Annotated in this window: 19 protein-coding genes, 1 tRNA gene and 1 pseudogene; 9 read left to right on the top strand and 12 right to left on the bottom strand. The window is 69.7% G+C overall.

Annotated elements, in window-relative coordinates; genetic code table 11:
* Positions 1-231: pseudogene (locus VIU94_RS12980) on the top strand (hypothetical protein); the annotation flags it as partial.
* Between the two features lie 87 nt (positions 232-318).
* On the opposite strand, the gene VIU94_RS12975 reads toward VIU94_RS12980, so the two are convergent.
* From VIU94_RS12975 to VIU94_RS12945, 7 genes are all read right to left on the bottom strand, one after another.
* Positions 319-657: an SCO5918 family protein gene (locus VIU94_RS12975; RefSeq protein WP_331910884.1), complete on the bottom strand. Its 339-nt coding sequence runs from the start codon at positions 655-657 to the stop codon at positions 319-321.
* Between the two features lie 50 nt (positions 658-707).
* Positions 708-1,112 carry a CBS domain-containing protein gene (locus tag VIU94_RS12970; protein WP_331910882.1) on the bottom strand — a complete coding sequence of 135 codons (405 nt, stop codon included), beginning with the start codon at positions 1,110-1,112 and terminating at the stop codon, positions 708-710.
* 46 nt (positions 1,113-1,158) lie between these two features.
* Positions 1,159-2,670 (bottom strand): DEAD/DEAH box helicase, encoded by a 1,512-nt coding sequence (locus tag VIU94_RS12965; RefSeq protein ID WP_331910880.1) that lies wholly within the window; start codon positions 2,668-2,670, stop codon positions 1,159-1,161.
* 249 nt (positions 2,671-2,919) lie between these two features.
* Positions 2,920-3,123, bottom strand: coding sequence for a cold-shock protein (locus VIU94_RS12960; protein ID WP_132915915.1), 204 nt, complete (start codon positions 3,121-3,123; stop codon positions 2,920-2,922).
* A 745-nt stretch (positions 3,124-3,868) separates the two neighbouring features.
* Positions 3,869-3,942, bottom strand: a tRNA-Pro gene (locus VIU94_RS12955).
* 109 nt (positions 3,943-4,051) lie between these two features.
* A complete protein-coding gene (locus tag VIU94_RS12950) occupies positions 4,052-4,990 on the bottom strand; it encodes a metallophosphoesterase (RefSeq protein ID WP_331910878.1) in 939 nt (312 codons plus the stop codon).
* A gap of 55 nt (positions 4,991-5,045) precedes the next feature.
* Positions 5,046-5,987, bottom strand: coding sequence for an SMP-30/gluconolactonase/LRE family protein (locus VIU94_RS12945; RefSeq protein ID WP_331910876.1), 942 nt, complete (start codon positions 5,985-5,987; stop codon positions 5,046-5,048).
* Between the two features lie 76 nt (positions 5,988-6,063).
* Between VIU94_RS12945 and VIU94_RS12940 the strand changes: the two genes are divergently transcribed.
* The gene (locus tag VIU94_RS12940) at positions 6,064-6,576 is read left to right on the top strand and encodes an Lrp/AsnC family transcriptional regulator (protein WP_331910874.1); all 513 of its coding nucleotides are present in this window, start codon (positions 6,064-6,066) and stop codon (positions 6,574-6,576) included.
* An 83-nt stretch (positions 6,577-6,659) separates the two neighbouring features.
* On the top strand, positions 6,660-7,124 hold the full coding sequence (locus VIU94_RS12935) for a GatB/YqeY domain-containing protein (protein WP_331910872.1): 465 nt from the start codon (positions 6,660-6,662) through the stop codon (positions 7,122-7,124).
* 166 nt (positions 7,125-7,290) lie between these two features.
* On the opposite strand, the gene VIU94_RS12930 is transcribed toward VIU94_RS12935, so the two are convergent.
* Positions 7,291-9,510 carry a transglycosylase domain-containing protein gene (locus VIU94_RS12930; protein WP_331910870.1) on the bottom strand — a complete coding sequence of 740 codons (2,220 nt, stop codon included), beginning with the start codon at positions 9,508-9,510 and terminating at the stop codon, positions 7,291-7,293.
* Between the two features lie 167 nt (positions 9,511-9,677).
* Complete coding sequence (locus VIU94_RS12925; RefSeq protein ID WP_331910868.1) at positions 9,678-10,379, bottom strand: hypothetical protein; 702 nt, start codon at positions 10,377-10,379, stop codon at positions 9,678-9,680.
* A 497-nt stretch (positions 10,380-10,876) separates the two neighbouring features.
* Here VIU94_RS12925 and VIU94_RS12920 point away from each other — a divergent pair, with 497 nt between their 5' ends.
* A complete protein-coding gene (locus VIU94_RS12920; protein ID WP_331910866.1) occupies positions 10,877-11,221 on the top strand; it encodes a WhiB family transcriptional regulator in 345 nt (114 codons plus the stop codon).
* 64 nt (positions 11,222-11,285) lie between these two features.
* On the opposite strand, the gene bagB is transcribed toward VIU94_RS12920, so the two are convergent.
* Positions 11,286-12,587, bottom strand: a complete 1,302-nt coding sequence (bagB, locus tag VIU94_RS12915) for an ATPase BagB (RefSeq protein ID WP_331910886.1) — start codon at positions 12,585-12,587, stop codon at positions 11,286-11,288.
* Between the two features lie 86 nt (positions 12,588-12,673).
* Positions 12,674-13,636, bottom strand: a complete 963-nt coding sequence (gene bagA / locus VIU94_RS12910) for an ATPase BagA (RefSeq protein WP_331910864.1) — start codon at positions 13,634-13,636, stop codon at positions 12,674-12,676.
* Positions 13,637-13,708: 72 nt separating this feature from the next.
* Between bagA and sp36 the strand changes: the two genes are divergently transcribed.
* The 5 genes from sp36 to VIU94_RS12885 all read left to right on the top strand — a co-directional run bounded on the left by sp36 (position 13,709) and on the right by VIU94_RS12885 (position 17,303).
* On the top strand, positions 13,709-13,867 hold the full coding sequence (sp36, locus tag VIU94_RS12905) for a Sp36 family protein (protein ID WP_086785308.1): 159 nt from the start codon (positions 13,709-13,711) through the stop codon (positions 13,865-13,867).
* A complete protein-coding gene (locus tag VIU94_RS12900) occupies positions 13,864-14,337 on the top strand; it encodes a RidA family protein (protein WP_331910862.1) in 474 nt (157 codons plus the stop codon). Before sp36 ends, VIU94_RS12900 begins: the two co-directional genes overlap by 4 nt.
* A gap of 251 nt (positions 14,338-14,588) precedes the next feature.
* Entirely contained in the window at positions 14,589-15,488 is a 900-nt protein-coding gene (locus VIU94_RS12895; RefSeq protein WP_331910860.1) for an NUDIX hydrolase, read from the top strand.
* Entirely contained in the window at positions 15,485-16,315 is an 831-nt protein-coding gene (locus VIU94_RS12890; RefSeq protein WP_331910858.1) for an MBL fold metallo-hydrolase, read from the top strand. The genes VIU94_RS12895 and VIU94_RS12890 overlap by 4 nt, the downstream gene beginning before the upstream one ends.
* Before the next feature lie 106 nt (positions 16,316-16,421).
* On the top strand, positions 16,422-17,303 hold the full coding sequence (locus VIU94_RS12885) for a prohibitin family protein (protein ID WP_331910856.1): 882 nt from the start codon (positions 16,422-16,424) through the stop codon (positions 17,301-17,303).
* Between the two features lie 112 nt (positions 17,304-17,415).
* On the opposite strand, the gene VIU94_RS12880 is transcribed toward VIU94_RS12885, so the two are convergent.
* Positions 17,416-18,090, bottom strand: coding sequence for a Crp/Fnr family transcriptional regulator (locus VIU94_RS12880; RefSeq protein WP_015034542.1), 675 nt, complete (start codon positions 18,088-18,090; stop codon positions 17,416-17,418).
* Positions 18,091-18,251: the final 161 nt, after the last annotated feature.

The following is an 18,251-nucleotide window of genomic DNA, read 5'->3' as shown; positions in this document are numbered from 1 at the left end:
TGGAGGCAGCGGGTCTCGGAGGTCCTGGCGGACTCTGCCCGCCTGGGAGAGTTCTCCGCCGTCTTCACCGCTACGACACGGAGGGACGGGCCGCCCGCGTATCTGCATTTCCACATGGCGCGGATCCTTCAGGGCACCGTGGGGATCCCGGAGACGGGCGGGATGTACCGCGTCTCGATCGCGGACGTCAGCGCCTGGACCATGGGCGACTTCCGCTACTCCGATCACTGACCTCGCACCCTGGGGAAGCCCCATCCACCGACAGCCGAGAGGGCCCGGCCGGCGTGTGCCGGCCGGGCCCTCTCGGCTGTCCGGGTGTCAGCTCACGTTCGCCCGCGGGTCACGGTCAGGCCGCGGCCGGGCGCCGAGCATCGCGGAGGCGTGCTGGAGGGGGTCGAGGCCACGGGCGGGTGCGGTGTTCTGGGGGAGGCCGCGGCATGTGAAGCCGAGCTTGGTCATGGCGCGGAGGACTTCACCGGTGCTGAAGTCGCGGCGGTCCTGGCGGGTGATGGCCTGGCCGACCTGCATGACGGGGTAGGTGCGGCGGCCGATGATCACGGACTCTCCGACGACTTCCTCGGGTTTGACGCCCTGCATGGTCTCCAGGACGCCGCTCTTGGTGAGGTCGAACGGGAAGCGGGCGATGACACAGCGCACGATGCCTCACAGGGAGAGGAAGGGGATGGTTCCGCCGTGGTGAGGCGGTTTCACGCGAGGACGAGGACGGGCACGGGGGCGCCCTGGGCGTCGTCCTGCTCGCCCACGACGGACGGGGTGACGACCCGGGGACGTACCGCCCGCCTGATCGTCAAGGCGTTGGCCGAGGTGAGCGGCCCGCCGTCGCCGGAGAGGTCGCGCAGCTGGAGCCGGTCCGTGTAGACGGCGCTGTCGCGGACGGCGGTGAGCTGGGTCCGGGTGACCAGGCCGGTGCACTGATCGTCGTTGTCGCAGACGAGCAAGTGCCCGGTGCGGGCCCCGGCCATGACGGACAGGGCCACCTCGACGGTCATGTCGTCGCAGACCTGTGGTCCGGCCGTGTCTACGGCGTCGGCCACCGTCCTGGGTGCGAGGGTGGCGTGCGTCGAGCGGGGCTGCATCTGGACCAGCGTCACAACGTGCCTCCTGTGGAGATGGGTCGGCTTCCGGATCACGTGGCGCTCAGGCTGCCGCGCCGACGACGGAGCGCCGTCCGCCGGCGCGCCGGGCGCCCGAGGCTGTACCGCGCCGGCCGCGGGAGGTCGTGCCGCGCTGACGCCGCTCGGCGGCGGGTGCGGTGATCGTCACCGGAATGCCGGAGGGGGTCCGCGCGCCGGTGATCCGGGCGAGCGCCTCCTCGCCGGAGCGGACCTGGGTGGTCTCGGGCACGATGCCGGCGGCCGCCATGAGGCGGGTCATGTCGCGGCGCTGGTTGGCGGTGACCAGGGTGACGACGCTGCCGGACTCACCGGCCCGCGCGGTACGGCCGCCGCGGTGGAGGTAGTCCTTGTGATCGGTCGGCGGGTCCACGTTGACGACGAGGTCGAGGTTGTCAACGTGGATGCCGCGCGCGGCGACGTTCGTCGCGACCAGGACGGTGACGTGCCCGGTCTTGAACCGGGCGAGGGTGCGGGTGCGCTGCGGCTGCGACTTCCCGCCGTGCAGGGCGGCGGCCCGGACACCGCAGTTGAGGAGGTCCTCGGTGAGACGGTCCACGGCGTGCTTGGTGTCCAGGAACATGATCACGCGGCCCTCGCGCGCGGCGATCTGGGTCGTCAGCTGCTGCTTGTCGGCGCCGTGCACGTGCAGGACGTGGTGCTCCATGGTGGTGACCGCGCCCTGGGAGGGGTCCACCGAGTGGACGACGGGGTCGGTGAGGTAGCGGCGGACCAGGAGGTCGACGTTGCGGTCCAGGGTCGCGGAGAACAGCATGCGCTGGCCCTCGGGGCGGACCTGGTTCAGGAGCGCGGTGACCTGGGGCATGAAGCCCATGTCGGCCATCTGGTCGGCCTCGTCCAGGACGGTGATGGCGACCTGGTTCAGCCGGCAGTCGCCGCGGTCGATGAGGTCCTTGAGGCGGCCGGGGGTGGCCACGACGACCTCGACGCCGCTTCGCAGCGCGTTCGCCTGCCGGCCGATCGGCATGCCGCCGACGACGCTGGCCAGGCGCAGCTTCACGGCGCGGGCGTACGGAGTGAGCGCGTCGGTGACCTGCTGGGCGAGTTCCCGGGTGGGGACCAGGACCAGCGCCAGCGGCTGACGGGGCTCGGCGAGCTGTCCGGCGGTGCGGGCCAGCAGGGCCAGGCCGAAGGCGAGGGTCTTGCCGGAGCCGGTCCGGCCGCGGCCCAGGACGTCACGGCCCGCCAGGGAGTTCGGCAGGGTCGCGCCCTGGATGGGGAACGGGACGGACACGCCTTGCGCGGCGAGCGCGGCCAGGAGGCGCCGATCCAGGGCCAGGTCGGCGAACGCCTCGACGGCGGGCAGCGCCGGAGTGATCGTCTTCGGCAGAGCGAACTCGCCCTGTACCGCGGCGGGACGCCTGCCGTATCCGCCCGACCGGCTCGGACCTCCCGAGCGACTCGGCGCGGACGAACCGGAGCGACCGCCGCGGCCTGTTCCGGCGGCGGAGTCGTACGTGTGGCCGCCGGTGCGGCGGGTGCGGGAAGAACGGCTGTTCGTACGCGTGGGGTTCATTCAGAACCTTCCTTTGATACGGCTCGTATCGAGGAATTCCCGCGCGGAGAAGCGGCGTGGGTAATCACAGGCGCGGGCCGAATGAAATGCGAAAGCAGGCGGCTTGGCTCAGGATAAGGAATTGTCGGCACAAGCGCGCGTGAAAGAAGTGCGAGAGGCGCAGGTGTGCGTGAGGACCCTGCAAAATGCATGCAGCTGGGGCCCGCACCCCGAGGGATGCGGGCCCCAGCTACGTATTACGCGTCAGCGTCAGGCGGTAACGATGTTCTCGGCCGTCGGGCCCTTCTGGCCCTGCGCGATGTCGAAGGAGACCTTCTGGCCCTCCTGGAGCTCGCGGAAGCCCTGGGCGGCGATGTTCGAGAAGTGGGCGAACACGTCAGGGCCGCCACCGTCCTGCTCGATGAAGCCGAAACCCTTTTCCGCGTTGAACCACTTCACGGTGCCAGTAGCCATGTCATATCTCCTTGGGGCAGTACGACGGCATCCGCACAGTACGGATGCCGTGTCGCCGCGATGATGCCCTGCCCGGAAAATGACCGGAAATACAAAGCGCTTCCGTACGGCATACGGCCGACGGGAGGCGCTTGAAGTTTTTTGGGTACCAAAACTGCAACTGGTTTCGACAGTAGCACGTCGCCGTAGTCTGTGTGCGTCGAATATTTCCCCCTGTGCGTCGCTGGCAAAAACCCTCTCCGCGGCGGTCGTTAAAATCTCAGGCCGCGAACACAGGTATTCATGCACGCCGAATGCGGCGTTTCGGAAGCGAGGCGGTCAATCGCTGCGGCGTCGGCAGGTCATCGGAACCTGCATCTGCGGGGCGAAGGGTCCACGGGTCTGCAGGTCGGACGGTGACTGGCTCGGGACGGAGTCGTCGAGACGCTGACGAATCTTGGGTGGGGGGAGGTCGCCGGTGGGCTTTGCCCCGTTATGTAGACACCTGCTACCTATGCAGCCGAATTCGGGCTACGTGAGCTGACTGATCTCCGGCCGTAGGGCGTTCGAACTCCACCGGGCTGATGTGACGCGACCGACTCCGCTGCAGGCAGGCTAGCCCCGGGCGCCGACAGTCCATGCTGAGCAGCGGAACTGTGCGACTTGGAAGCCGGATCCCGAAGTCGGCTCCCAAGCCGACCCTGGAAACCACTCAGGGGCCTGATCCGATTTCTCGGATCAGGCCCCTGACCTGGTCTTACGGCTGTCGGGGTGGCGGGATTTGAACCCACGACCTCTTCGTCCCGAACGAAGCGCGCTGCCAAGCTGCGCTACACCCCGATGTCGCTGCTTCGGTGTTCTCGTCGCGGCGACATCGATTACTTTAGCCCACCGGCGGGCTGAGGCGAAATCCGGTTTTCCCGGGGCCTGGGCGCAGGTCGGATGGGGCTCAGTCGCGTGCCGTCAGGGTCAGCAGGGTGGCCTCCGGGGGGCAGGCGAAGCGGACCGGGGTGAAGCGGTTGGTGCCGCAGCCGGCCGAGACGTGCAGGTAGGAGGTGCGGTCCGCGACGGTGTGGGTCGACAGGCCCTTCACGCGGTCCGTGTCCAGGTCGCAGTTGGTGACCAGCGCCCCGTAGAAGGGGACGCACAGCTGGCCGCCGTGGGTGTGCCCCGCCAGGATCAGGGGGTAGCCGTCCGCCGTGAACGCGTCCAGGGTGCGCAGGTACGGCGCGTGCACCAGGCCCACCGAGAAGTCCGCCGACTCGTCGGGGCCGCCGGCCACCTCCTCGTACCGGTCCCGCTTGATGTGCGGGTCGTCCAGGCCGGTGAAGGCGAGCTCGATGTCGCCGAGCTTCAGGCGGCCGCGGGTGTTCGTGAGGTTTACCCAGCCAGCCTCGTCAAAGGCGTCCCGGATCCCCTCCCACGGGTTGTGCACCGCGCCGACGACCGGCGCGTTGCCGTTCAGGCCGTGCCGGCCCTGCACCTTCTCCAGCAGATAGCGGGCGGGGTTGCGCAGCTGCGGCCCGTAGTAGTCGTTCGACCCGAAGACGTACACGCCCGGGAACTCCATCAGCGGGCCGAGCGCGTCGAGCAGTTCCGGCACCGCGTTCGTGTCGGAGAGGTTGTCCCCGGTGTTCACGACGAAGTCGGGCCGCAGCCCCGCGAGCGACTGCAGCCACCCCCGCTTCTTGCCCTGCCCGCACACCATGTGGACGTCCGACACCTGAAGCACCCGCAGGTCCCGCATCCCGCGAGGCAGTACGGGGACCGTGACCCGGCGCAGCCGGAACGAACGGGCCTCGTAGCCGGCCGAGTAGATCAGACCCGCAGCGGCCGTCGCCGCGACTCCTGCCGTGATTTTCAGGGGGATTCCGTACCGTGCGCGCATGGACCCCATCGTCGCAGACCCCGCGCCGCCCCCATGCCCGGTGGCGCCGGGGCCCTCAGCGGCGGATCCGCGGCGCCCCCGTCACCGCGGTCATCAAGCAGTACACCGACGTCGACGCGGCGAGGAACATGATGTTGTTCTTCGCACCGCCGAACGCGATGTTGGCGACCGGTTCGGGCACCAGCAGTCGGCCGATCAAGGTGCCGTCCGGGTCGTAGCAGTGCACCCCGCCGCCCATGGCCGCCGCCCACAGCCGCCCGCCGTCGTCGAAGCGGATGTTGTCGAACCGCCCCAGTCCGTCCTTCATCTCGGCGAACACCTTGCCGTCCGACAGTGACCCGTTCGTCAGCGTCCCGCCGTCGCGTACCTCGAAGGACCGGATGACCCCGTTCCGGGTGTCGGACACGTACAACTCGCGCTCGTCGGGCGAGAACACCAGCCCGTTCGGCGCCCCGAACCCGTCGGCGACGAGCCGTACCTCGGCGCTGCCCGGGTCGATCCGGTACACCTGGTTGGCGCCGATCTCGGACTCGGCGCGGTAGCCCTCGTAGTCGCTGGTGATTCCGAAGTCGGGGTCGGAGAACCACACCGAGCCGTCCGAGTGCACGACCACGTCGTTCGGGCTGTTGAGCCGTTTGCCCTGCCAGCGGTCGGCGAGCACGGTGATCCGCCCGTCGTGCTCCGTACGCGTCACCCGCCGGTTCCCCTGCTCGGCGCTGATCAGCCGGCCCTCGCGGTCGAGTGTGTTGCCGTTGCTGTGCCCGGCGGGGGAGCGGAAGACGCCGACGGCGCCGGTCGTCTCGTCCCAGCGCAGCATCCGGTCGTTCGGAATGTCGCTCCAGATGAGCTGCCGCCAGGCCGGCAGATAGACAGGGCCCTCGACCCAGCGGCCGCCGGAGTGGAGCACCCGCATGACGTCGTCGCCGTTGGCGCAGCGTCCGGTACGGAAGCGCTCGTCCAGGATCTCGTACACGGTCGGGTGAGTTTGGTCAGACATCATCATCCCCCAGTGGTATCTGTCTGAATGTCATTCTGTCTGCGTCGACTATGACAGAAGCGGATACGGTTGTGCCATGGCAGCAACGCATGGGACGCATAGGACGCACAGGGCGCCTGGGGCGACGGACCTCGACGAGACCGACCGCAGGCTGCTCGCGGCGCTCCAACGGGACGCGACCACGGCCTACGCGGCGCTCGGCAAGGAGGTCGGCCTCTCCGCGGGCGCGGCCCACGAGCGGGTGCGGAAGCTGCGCGAGCGCGGGGTCATCCGGCGTACGACGGTGGACGTGGACCCTGCGGCCCTCGGGAAGGGGGTGCTGGCATTCGTGATGGTCGAGTCCTCGGCCTGGATGGGCGACTCCGCGGACGCCTTCGCCGCGATCCCCGAGATCCTGGAGGCCCATGTCATCGCGGGCAGCGCCTCGGTCCTGGTCAAGGTTCGCACCGCGACGACCGAGCAACTCCAGGACGTGCTGCGCCGGTTGTATGCCATCGAGGGCGTGCGCGGCACGCAGGCGACGGTGTCCCTGGAGACGTTTTTCGAGCGGCCGCCGGCCGCCCACGACGGCGGCCCCGACCTCGCCTGACCTGCGGAAGAGCCGTCCGCCACACACCGATGACCTGCGAAAGCTCTTTGACCGGGTCCATGACGAGGGGCTAAGAAGAACCCATGACCACGCTCAAGTCCAAGCTGCAGGAAGACCTCAATGCCGCGATCAAGGAGCGCGACGAACTGATTTCGTCGACGCTCCGGCTGACCCTGTCCGCCATCACCAAGGAGGAGGTCGCGGGCAAGACCAAGCGCGAGCTCTCCGACGACGAGGTGCAGACGGTCATCGCCAAGGAGGCGAAGAAGCGCCGTGAGGCCGCCGAGGCCTTCGCGCAGGGCGGTCGCGCCGAGCAGGCGGAGCGCGAGAAGGCGGAGGGCGTCGTCCTCGACGCGTACCTGCCGCAGCAGCTGAGCGACGACGAGCTGGAGCAGATCGTGGCCGCGGCGGTCGCCGAGGCCCGCGACGGCGGGGCCGAGGGCCCGCGTGCGATGGGCGCGGTCATGAAGATCGTGAACCCGAAGGTCGCGGGGCGGGCGGAGGGCGGCCGCGTCGCCGCCACGGTGAAGAAGCTGCTCGCGGGCTGAACGGTGTGACCGAGCTGCTCGCCGGCTGTACGTCGTGACCGAGCTTCGTGCCGGCTGAACGTCGTGACCAAGATCCTCGCCGGCAGAGTCAGCCCGACAACGCGGATGGGGCGCCCCTCGGGGCGCCCCATCCGTCGTTCTGCCTACTGCTACTGCCTACTGCCTTCTACCGGCCTCCGCCGCCGTTGCTCCGGCCGCCCCGGCCGCCGCCGATCAGGTCCGGCGGGAACTGGATGTCCGGGAAGATGTTCCCGTCGTCGCCCGGCTTGTTGTCGCGGCCCGGACGGTTCTTGTCGCGGTCCTTGTCCTTCGGGTCCTTCTGCGCGTCCGGGATGTGGACGGTCACGAACGGCGTCGCGGGCTGGCCGTCCAGTGCGCCCGTCATCGCGTCCTTCCAGATCGGCCCCGGGACCTGACCGCCGAACACCTGGGCGCGGTAGACGCCGCCGATCGTGATCCGTTCCATCGAGACCTGCTGGCTGGCGCTGCCGACCCACACCGCGCCCGACAGCTGGGGCGTGTAGCCGACGAACCAGGCGTTCTTCCGCTCGTCCGTCGTACCCGTCTTGCCCGCGCTGTCGCGGCTGCCCAGACCGGCCTGCTGACCCGTACCGGAGTCGACCACGCCGCGCAGCAGCGTGTTGATGGTGTCCGCGGTGCGCTCGGTCATCGCCTTGCTGCAGGTCGACTTCGGCACGTCGAGCTTCGAGCCGTCCGCGGCCCTGATCGACTCGATCGCGGTCGGCGTGCAGTACGTGCCCCGGTTGGCGAAGGCCGCGTACGCCGTCGCCATCGTCAGCGGCGAGATACCGGTCGAGCCGAGGGTCAGCGCCGAGGGCGACACCGGCAGCTTCGTGCCGTTGCCCTGGACCACGCCGAGCTTGTCGGTCATGTCCACCACCGGGCAGAGGCCGATGTCCTGGATCATCTGCACGAAGTAGGTGTTGACCGACATCTCCATCGCCTGCCGCAGCGCGTACGGACCGACCTCCTTCTCGTTCTCGTTCTCCAGCGTGTAGCCGCCGTCGTTCACCCACGGCGCCCCGGAGCAGGTGGGGATCGAGGCGGGGTACGGCATCTCGTACGGCGCCGAGTACACCTGCGTCGGCGGCCGGCCCTGCTCGAGGGCGGCCGCGGCGAGGAAGGGCTTGAAGGTCGAACCGACCGGGAAGCCGAAGTTCGAGCCGCCCTGCCGCTTGTTCACCGAGTAGTTGATCGTGGTCTCGTGCTCGCCGAAGCCGTACGGCTTGGACTGGCCCATCGCGAGGATCTTGCCGCTGCCCGGCTCGACCATGGTCACCGCGGCGGCGACCTTGTCGTCCTGGTACACGTGGTCCTTGATCGACTGCTGGGCCGCCTCCTGGGCCTGCGGGTCCAGGGTGGTCTTGACGGTCAGGCCGCCCTGGTTCCAGATCTTGGCCCGGTCCTCGCGGGTCTTGCCGAAGACCGGGTCGGAGAGGAAGACCTGCTTGACGTAGTCGCAGAAGAAGCCGGCGCCGCTGACGGCGGTGATGCAGCCGTTCTTGGGCTTGCTCACCTTCAGCTTCACCGGGGTGGCCTTGGCCCGGTCCGCCTCCGCCTGGCTGATGTCCTTCAGGTCCGCCATGCGCTGGAGCACGACGTTGCGGCGCTTGGTCGCCTCCTGCGCGTCGTTCACGGGGTCGTACCGGCTCGGCGACTGCACGATGCCCGCGAGCATCGCAGCCTCCTCCACCTGCAGGTCCTTGGCGTGCTTGGAGAAGTAGCGCTGGGAGGCCGACTCGATGCCGTAGGCCTGCTGCCCGAAGAACGTGATGTTGAGGTAGTTCTCCAGGATCTTCTTCTTCCCCAGCTCCTCCTCGACCTGGATCGCGTACTTGAGCTCGCGCACCTTGCGGCCGATGGTCTGCTGGGTGGCCTGGGCGACCTTGTCGGGGTCGTCACCGGCCTCCTCGACGAAGACGTTCTTCACGTACTGCTGGGTGAGGGTCGACGCGCCCTGGGCGACGCCGCCGGACTGCGCGTTCCGGTTGATCGCGCGCAGCACGCCCTTGAGGTCGATCGCCCCGTGCTCGTAGAAGCGCGAGTCCTCGATCGCGACGATCGCCTTCTGCATGTACGGGGAGATCTTCTCCAGCGGCACGACCGTGCGGTCGCGGGAGTAGACCGTGGCGATGCGACCGCCCTCGGAGTCCAGGATCTGGGTGCGCTGACTGAGCGGCGGCGTCTTCAGATTCGCGGGGATCTCGTCGAATCCCTCGACGGTTCCCTTGGCCGCGAGTCCCAGTGCCCCGGCTGCGGGCAGGGCGATTCCCGCCAGCACCGCTCCGGAGAGAACACTGACACCGAGAAACTTGGCGGCCTGCTGGGTCCCGGTCAGACCACCGCCCGAGCGCTTCTTTGCCATGGGGGCAGCCTAATCCGTAGTTATGAGCGTTCCGCAGGAGCGGGTGCTTCTCGGAGCGTTCGAGTACCAGACCGTGACATCCAGGTGCAGCCGGGCCGGCTACCTCTGGGCCTTCGCCTCATTACGGGCATCCAGTGCGGTCAACGTGTCAGCGCTGCTTGCGACAGTCAGCGGGGAGCGAGGCAGGCTTCGAGGGCGGCTCGCTGTTGTGGCGGCAGGTGGTCGCCGAGAGGGATCTTGCGGGGGCTGTGATCGCCCTCGCAGAGCCAGCTCTGTTCGTCATCGTCGAACCACCAGTCCTCGGCGCCCCACATGGGGTGCCCCTGAAGCAGATGTCTGGCCAACGCCTCGTTCGCCTCGGGCGCACCCTGAGCAACCAGAGCCTCGATCACCGCCGTCACGGCCTCGTCCGGGACCGCCGCGTCACCGAGAACAGGCAGAAGAAGGAGGAGACGGGCGTGAGGGTTAGTGACGCCTGCCGCACCCGGTGGTGCCTCCAGCAGGGCGGCGAGCTCGGGCCAGCACAGCCCCGGACCGATGCGGTCCTGATCGTCGCTGGACAGGACGAGATCCTGGCTCCAGTCGGGGTGCGTGAGGAAGTAGTCGGTGGTGGTGAACTCCTCGCCGCTGTTGAAGTGCACGACGATCGCGAAGCCGCCGGCCAGCGGCATCGTGAACATGGGCCATGCAGACGGGGCGTGGAGCGTGTCCAGCATGGCGTCCGCGTCGCCCGCGTCCGATCCGAAGGCCTCCGGCGTGAACCCCTCAGCCAGGTCCGCCAAGTACGCAGGCCAGAAGCCCGGCTCATCCAGGAGCGGGTGCCCGTCCACGACGGGCGAGGAGGAGTACCAGTGCCGTGCCATCGCCATGCCGGGATTCTCCCCTGCCTGGTCAGAACTGTTCGAGGGCCCTGGCTCTCAAGGCCGACCAACTTGACGGCATAGCACGGCATAGCAACGTGAGGTGTCTACGTTCTCATTCGTCGGACACGCGTATATGCCTTGGCCTAAGCTGCTCTCAACTGTCACAGCTGTGTGGTTCTGCATCAAGACCCCGGCATGAATTTGGCGCGACGACCCATGAACCCGAAGCGTGGGACGCCAATGCCCGATTCCGCCGCATGCGTCATTCCGTGCCCAGTGCGACCCGGGCTTTATGCCCAGAATTCACCCGGAAAGTCTTGCATGTCCTTCGGTCACTCCCCTGGGTGATCTGCCGCGTACACATAGTCCGTTCGGACCATTCAAGATTGGGCCCGAAGGGGGTGTTGCGCTGTGCCCACCTTCCGTAACGTCCTCAACTGGCAGCGGTGAATATGCCGCTGCCGCCGTGGGGGAGCCTCGATTCGGGAGAGGACGGCGCCGGTATGGGCTGGGTAGCTGACTGGAGTGCGCAGGCGGCCTGCCGCACTACCGATCCGGATGAACTGTTCGTGCAGGGAGCGGCGCAGAACAGGGCCAAGGCGGTGTGCACCGGATGCCCGGTGCGGACCGAGTGTCTGGCCGATGCGCTGGACAACCGCGTCGAGTTCGGCGTGTGGGGCGGGATGACGGAGCGCGAGCGCCGTGCCCTGCTGCGTCGGCGGCCGACCGTCACCTCGTGGCGCCGGCTCCTCGAGACCGCGCGGACCGAGTACGAGCGCGGCGCGGGCCTGCTGCCCGTCGCCATGAACGACGACGAGACGTACGAGGCGTACGCCGCGGTGGGCTAGGCCCCCACGTGACGATTCCGACGCCGGCTTCGCGGCTCGACCGCGTGCAGCTCGGCGTCGTCGCTCAGGCCGGGGACGTGGAGCCGGTCGTGAGTCGATCCCCGATGGCCCGGAGGCCGGCGAGGTCGTGCACGTCGCCGGGGAGCGCGGCCACTTCGGCCACCGCCACTTCGGGGTGCAGCGCGGTGAAGCGATCCCGCGTGCGCTGTTCGCGCGCGATCACCTGCATCCGCTCGGCGTGCAGCCGGAGCAGACCCGCGGTCAACTGCTCGACCGAGGGCTGGGTTGTCGTGTCTGTCGCGCTGTCTGACGCGGGATCTGTCGTCGGGTCTACGTCGCCGTCGACGGGGGATGCGGACGGCTCGGGAGAGGCGGCCCCAGGGCCACGAACACCAGTCTTCCCGGCCTGCTGATCCACAATGCGGCCCTCGCCAAGATTTTCTGCGGCGGCCCGCGCCCGCTCGGCGGAGAGCCGTACGGCCCCGCTGCCGTGCACCCGGTTGAGGATCAGGCCCGCCAGCGGCATGCGCTCCGCGGCCAGCCGCTCCACGAAGTACGCCGCCTCGCGCAGCGCGTCCCGCTCCGGCGTGGCGACCACGAGGAACGCCGTGCCGGGGGCCTGCAGCAGCTTGTACGTGGCGTCGGCGCGGGTCCGGAAGCCGCCGAACATCGTGTCCATCGCGGCCACGAAGGTCTGCACGTCCTTCAGGAACTGACCGCCGAGCAGCTTCCCCAGCGTCCCGGTCATCAGGGACATGCCGACGTTGAGGAACTTCATCCCCGCCCGGCCGCCCACCTTCGCCGGCGCCATCAGCAGCTTGATGAACTTCCCGTCCAGGAAGGACCCGAGCCGCTTCGGCGCGTCCAGGAAGTCCAGGGCCGAACGGGACGGGGGAGTGTCGACGACGATCAGGTCCCACTCGTCCTTGGCCCGCAGCTGGCCGAGCTTCTCCATCGCCATGTATTCCTGCGTACCGGCGAAACCTGCCGACAGGGACTGGTAGAAGGGGTTCTCCAGGATCGCCCGCGCCCGGTCGGGGTCCGCGTGCGCCTCGACGATCTCGTCGAAGGTCCGCTTCATGTCGAGCATCATGGCGTGCAGTTCGCCGCCGTCCGAGCCCTTGATGCCGTCCACCTTGCGGGGGACGTTGTCGAGGGAGTCGATGCCCATCGACTGGGCCAGCCGCCGCGCCGGGTCGATCGTGAGGACGACGACCCGCCGCCCCCGCTCGGCCGCGCGCACACCGAGGGCCGCCGCCGTGGTCGTCTTGCCGACACCGCCCGCGCCGCAGCAGACGATGATCCGGGTGCCCCGGTCGTCGAGGATCGGATCGAGGGCGAGGACGGGCACGGAGTCGATCCCCATGGATCCCGCGACGTCCGTCGTCCCCTGAGAGGCCTCGGATGCCGCGAGCGCTTCCGCCTGCGCGGCCGTCTCCGTCTCCCGCTCGGTCACGCGCCGACCCCCAGTTTCCGCAGTTCCTTCGCCAGCCGGTAGAGACCGGCGATGTCCGCGCCCTCCCCGAGGAAGGGCAGTTCGTACGTCGGCACGTCCAGGCCCGCCAGTACGGCCCGCTGCTCGCGCTCCAGGGCGACCCTTTGCGCGTGCTCGCCCGCCTGTTCCAGGAGCGGGTCGACAAGGCGCGTGGCACCGGGGACGCCCGCGGCCGTCAGCGCGGCCGCGATCCCCGCACGGTGGCCGCCGGCCGCGGCGCGTACCGCCTCCTCGTCCAGGACGTGCGGTCGGACCATGTTCACGATGACGTTGCCGACCGGCAGTTCGGCGTCCTGGAGCTCGGCGATGCCGTCCGCGGTCTCCTGGACCGGCATCTCCTCCAAGAGGGTCACCAGATGCACAGCCGTGTCCGGGGACTTGAGGAAGCGCATGACCGCCTGCGCCTGGTTGTGTATCGGGCCGATCCTGGCCAGCCCCGCCACCTCGTCGTTGACGTTCAGGAAGCGGGTGATGCGGCCGGTCGGGGGCGCGTCCATGACGACGTAGTCGTACGTGAACCCGCCCTGCTTCTCGCGCCGCCGGACGGCCTCGCACGCCTTGCCGGTGAGCAGGACGTCCCGCACCCCCGGCGCTATCGTCGTCGCGAAGTCGATCGCGCCGAGCTTCTTCAGGGCCCGGCCCGCGCTGCCCAGTTTGTAGAACATCTGGAGGTAGTCGAGGAGTGCGAGCTCGACGTCGATCGCCAGCGCGTACACCTCTCCGCCGCCCGGGGCGACGGCGATCTTGCGTTCTTCATAGGGAAGGGCCTCGGTCTCGAAGACCTGTGCGATGCCCTGTCTGCCCTCGACCTCCACGAGGAGGGTCCGCTTGCCCTCGGTCGCGAGGGCGAGCGCGAGGGCGGCGGCGACCGTCGTCTTACCGGTACCACCCTTGCCGCTGACGACCTGGAGCCTGCTCACGTCATCGAGCCTAACCACTGGCGGGGCCGTCCAAGCAGGAGGCTGCCTGTGGCAGCGGCTACAGTCGGCTCCATGACCAAGTGGGAATACGCGACCGTGCCCCTTCTCGTGCACGCGACCAAGCAGATTCTGGACACCTGGGGCGAGGACGGCTGGGAGCTCGTCCAGGTCGTGCCCGGGCCGAACAACCCCGAGCAGCTCGTGGCCTACCTGAAGCGGCCGAAGCCGTGAGCGGGGCTGTCGAGGCGAAGCTCGCCGAGCTGGGGCTGACCCTGCCGGAGGTCGTGCCGCCGCTGGCCGCGTACCAGCCGGCCGTGCAGTCCGGGCCGTACGTTTACACCGCGGGCCAGCTGCCTATGGTGGCGGGCAAGCTTCCGGTGACCGGCAAGGTCGGCGCCGAGGTCACGCCCGAGGAGGCGAAGGACCTCGCGCGGACCTGCGCGCTGAACGCGCTGGCCGCCGTGAAGTCGGTCGCCGGCGACCTGGACCGGATCAAGCGCGTCGTGAAGGTCGTCGGCTTCGTCGCCTCGGCCTCCGACTTCACCGGTCAGCCCGCCGTCCTCAACGGCGCGAGCGAGCTGCTCGGCGCGGTGCTCGGCGACAAGGGCGTGCACGCGCGCAGCGCAGTGGGCGTCGCGGTGCTGCCGCTGGACGCGCCGGTCGAGGTCGAGATCCAGGTGGAGCTCGACGAGCGGGCCTGACCACCGGCCCGGAGCATTCCGATACGGCCCCCACGCGCGAGGGATGCGCGGGGGGCCGTACGTGTGGGCGGGGCCGTGCGCGTTGGGCGGGGCCGGACGTATGGGCGGGGCCGTACGCGTGGGCGGGGCCGGACGTATGGGCGGGCCGCCGTGCGCGTACCCATGACTCGTACACCTACCCGCCCCCCGATCCGACCACGCACGGAAGATCGGCCCTCGAACACTGGGCCGTCAGCGCATACGATCCGGCCATGTCGAATGGTCAGTGGTACCCACCGGAATGGCCCGACCGCATCCGCGCCCTCGCCACCGGCGAGCTGAAGCCCGCGGCGCCTAAGCGGGCCGCGACCGTCCTGCTGCTGCGGGACGGGGCCGACGGGCCGAGCGTCCACATGCTCCGGCGCCGCGCCTCCATGGCCTTCGCGGGCGGCGCGTACGCCTACCCCGGCGGCGGCGTCGACCCGCGCGACGAGCACCCGGTGCACTGGGCCGGACCGTCCCTGGCGGAGTGGGCCGAGCGGCTCGGCGTGCCGGACGAGGCGGAGGCGCAGGCCATCGTGTGCGCGGCGGTCCGCGAGACGTACGAGGAGGCGGGCGTGCTGCTCGCCGGCGAGACCGCGGACTCGGTCGTCGGGGACACCACGGGCGACGACTGGGAGCGGGACCGCGAGGCGCTGATCGCCCGGGAGTTCTCCTTCGCCGAGTTCCTCGACCGGCGGGGGCTCGTCCTGCGCTCGGACCTGCTGGGCGCGTGGGCGCGCTGGATCACCCCCGAGTTCGAGCCCCGGCGGTACGACACCTGGTTCTTCGTGGCCGCGCTGCCGGCCGGGCAGAGGACCCGTGACACCTCGTCGGAGGCGGACCGCACGGTCTGGATCCGCCCGGCGGACGCGGCGGTCGGCTACGACCGCGGCGAGCTGACCATGATGCCGCCGACCATCTCGACCCTGCGCGGCCTGGAGCGCTTCGGCAGCGCTGCGGAGGCGCTGGGTGCGGCGGGCGACCAGGACATGACTCCCGTCCTCGCGCAGGCGCGCCTCGACGGGGACGAGCTGATCCTGAGCTGGCCGGGCCACGAGGAGTTCACCAAGCACATCCCGACGGCAGGCGGGGGCTCCGGAGCCCCCGGGGAAGCGGGAGGCGCGGCATGACCGACGCAGCCGCTCTGCCGGGCCAGCCGCGGAACGCCGTGGTCTCCGGGCCCACGACCGCCCGCGCGGTCAACGTCCTGGCCCCGAACCCGTCCGCGATGACCCTGGACGGGACGAACACCTGGATCCTCTCCGAGCCGGACTCGGACCTCGCGGTCGTGGTCGACCCGGGCCCGCTGGACGAGGCGCATCTGACGCGAGTGATCCGTACCGCCGAGGAGCTCGGCAAACGGGTCGCACTGACCCTGCTCACGCACGGCCACCCGGACCACGCGGAGGGCGCGGGCCGGTTCGCGGAGCTGACGCGGACTCACGTACGGGCGCTGGACCCGGCGCTCCGGCTGGGCGACGAGGGCCTCGGTGCGGGCGACGTGATCGCGCTGGGCGGCCTGGAGCTGCGGGTCGTGCCCACCCCCGGCCACACCTCGGACTCGCTCAGCTTCCATCTGCCCGCCGACCGGGCGGTCCTGACGGGCGACACGATCCTGGGGCGCGGCACGACGATAGTGGCGCACCCGGACGGCCGGCTCGGCGACTATCTCGACTCGCTGCGCCGGCTGCGCTCGCTCACGGTCGACGACGGGGTGCACACGGTCCTGCCGGGGCACGGGCCGGTCCTGGAGGACGCGCAGGGCGCGGTCGAGTTCTACCTGGCGCACAGGGCGGGCCGGCTGGCCCAGGTGGAGACCGCGGTCGAGAACGGTCACACCACGGCGGCCCAGGTGGTGGCCCAGGTGTACGCGGACGTCGACCGGTCCCTGTGGCCGGCGGCGGAGATGTCGGTCCGGGCGCAGTTGGAGTACCTGAAGGAGCACGGCCTGATCTGACGCGGCGCCGGTGGCAGTTCGCCGTCCGCCCCCCTGAGAAGTGGATCATTCGGGTCGTGCTTTACGCTCCGTTTACTTCTGGCCGTAGCTCTCGGGGGGAAAGCCCGTGTTCGTCATATCCATCCTTCTGCTCATCGCCGCAGCGGTGCTGTTCTTCATAGGCCGCGGCAACGGCAACCGCGGCCTGAAGCTCGGCTCCCTCGGCGCCCTGCTCGCCGGCGTGTTCGCGCTGATCGGCAGCACGCTGTACGTCATCAGCGCGTACGAGGTGGGCGTTCCGGTCGCCTTTGGCAAGGTGGGCGCCCCGATGACCTCGGGCATGCACTTCAAGTCGCCGTTCACGGACGTCACGACCTTCTCGACCCGTCCGGTCGACCTCAACCTCTCCGACAAGGACGTGATCGAGGTCCGCTCCTCGCAGGGCGGCGTGATGTACGCCGAGGTGACCGTGAAGTGGGCGGTGACCCCGGCCAAGTCGGTCGAGCTGTACAAGCTCGCCGGCACCGAGGACGCCATCCAGCAGCGCCTGGTCTACCCGGACAGCCGTGAGATCGTCCGCAACGTCTTCGCCCGCTACACGAGCGAGCAGGGCTATGCGAGCGACCGCGAGAAGATCAACGCTGAGATCGCCGACCTGATCAAGGAGCGCCTGGCGCCCCGCGGCATCGCCGTCACCACGGTCAACCTGCGCAACGTGAAGCCGTCGGACCGGCTGCAGGACCAGATCGACAGCAAGATCCAGCAGCAGCAGGCCACCGAGCGGGCGACGGAGGCGGCCCGTACGGCCAAGGCCGAGTCCGACCGCCGTCGGATCGAGGCCGAGGGCATCGCGCGCGCCAACAAGATCCTCAGCAACTCGCTGACGGACAAGGTGCTGATGAACCAGTGCATCGAGGCGTACAAGCAGGCCGCGGCGAAGAACCCGGTCTACGCGGTGCCGTGCGGCGGCGGTAGCGGCAACCCGCTGATCATCGACACGAAGAAGTAGTCTCGATCGGCTGAACGCGCAAAGGGCCGCAGCCGATCCACACGCGCGAAAGGCCGCCCCGGTCCGACCGGGGCGGCCTTTCGCGTACGTACGAGTCTGAGTACGAGGGTGCCTACCGCGAGCGCTTCGCGAGGCGCTCCACGTCCAGCAGGATCACCGCGCGGGCCTCCAGGCGGAGCCAGCCGCGCTGGGCGAAGTCCGCCAGGGCCTTGTTGACCGTCTCCCGGGAGGCGCCGACCAGCTGGGCCAGCTCCTCCTGGGTGAGGTCGTGCACGACGTGGATGCCCTCCTCCGACTGCACGCCGAAGCGGCGCGACAGGTCGAGGAGCGCGCGGGCGACACGGCCCGGCACGTCGGAGAAGACCAGGTCGGACATCTGGTCGTTGGTCTTGCGCAGTCGGCGGGCGACGGCGCGCAGAAGCGCGGTGGCCACCTCGGGGCGCGCGTTCAGCCAGGGCTGGAGGTCGCCGTGACCCAGGCCGAGCAGCTTGACCTCGGTCAGCGCGGTCGCCGTCGCGGTGCGCGGGCCCGGGTCGAAGAGGGACAGCTCGCCGATGAGCTCGCCGGGGCCGAGCACGGCCAGCATGTTCTCGCGGCCGTCGGGGGAGGTGCGGTGGAGCTTCACCTTGCCTTCGGTGACCACATAGAGGCGGTCACCGGGGTCGCCCTCGTGGAACAGCGCGTCGCCACGGGCAAGCGTCGCCTCACTCATCGAGGCGCGCAGCTCCGCTGCCTGCTCGTCATCGAGCGCCGCGAAGAGCGGGGCGCGCCGCAGAACGTCGTCCACGAGTTCTCTCCTTGTCGACCTGCTCAGGGGACGGTGGTCCCCATGATGCCGCACCGCAAAACAGTGCGATCGATCACAAGGATCCACCACAAGTCTGACGTACCGGCGACTCGGACAGTGCCCGAGGGCCGGATTCATGTGCTGATCGGCCTTGGCGGGGG

It is taken from the genome of Streptomyces sp. (assembly GCF_036566765.1).
In the GTDB taxonomy this organism is placed as follows: Bacteria; Actinomycetota; Actinomycetes; order Streptomycetales; family Streptomycetaceae; genus Streptomyces.
This window is presented reverse-complemented; position numbering and strand designations above follow the sequence as displayed.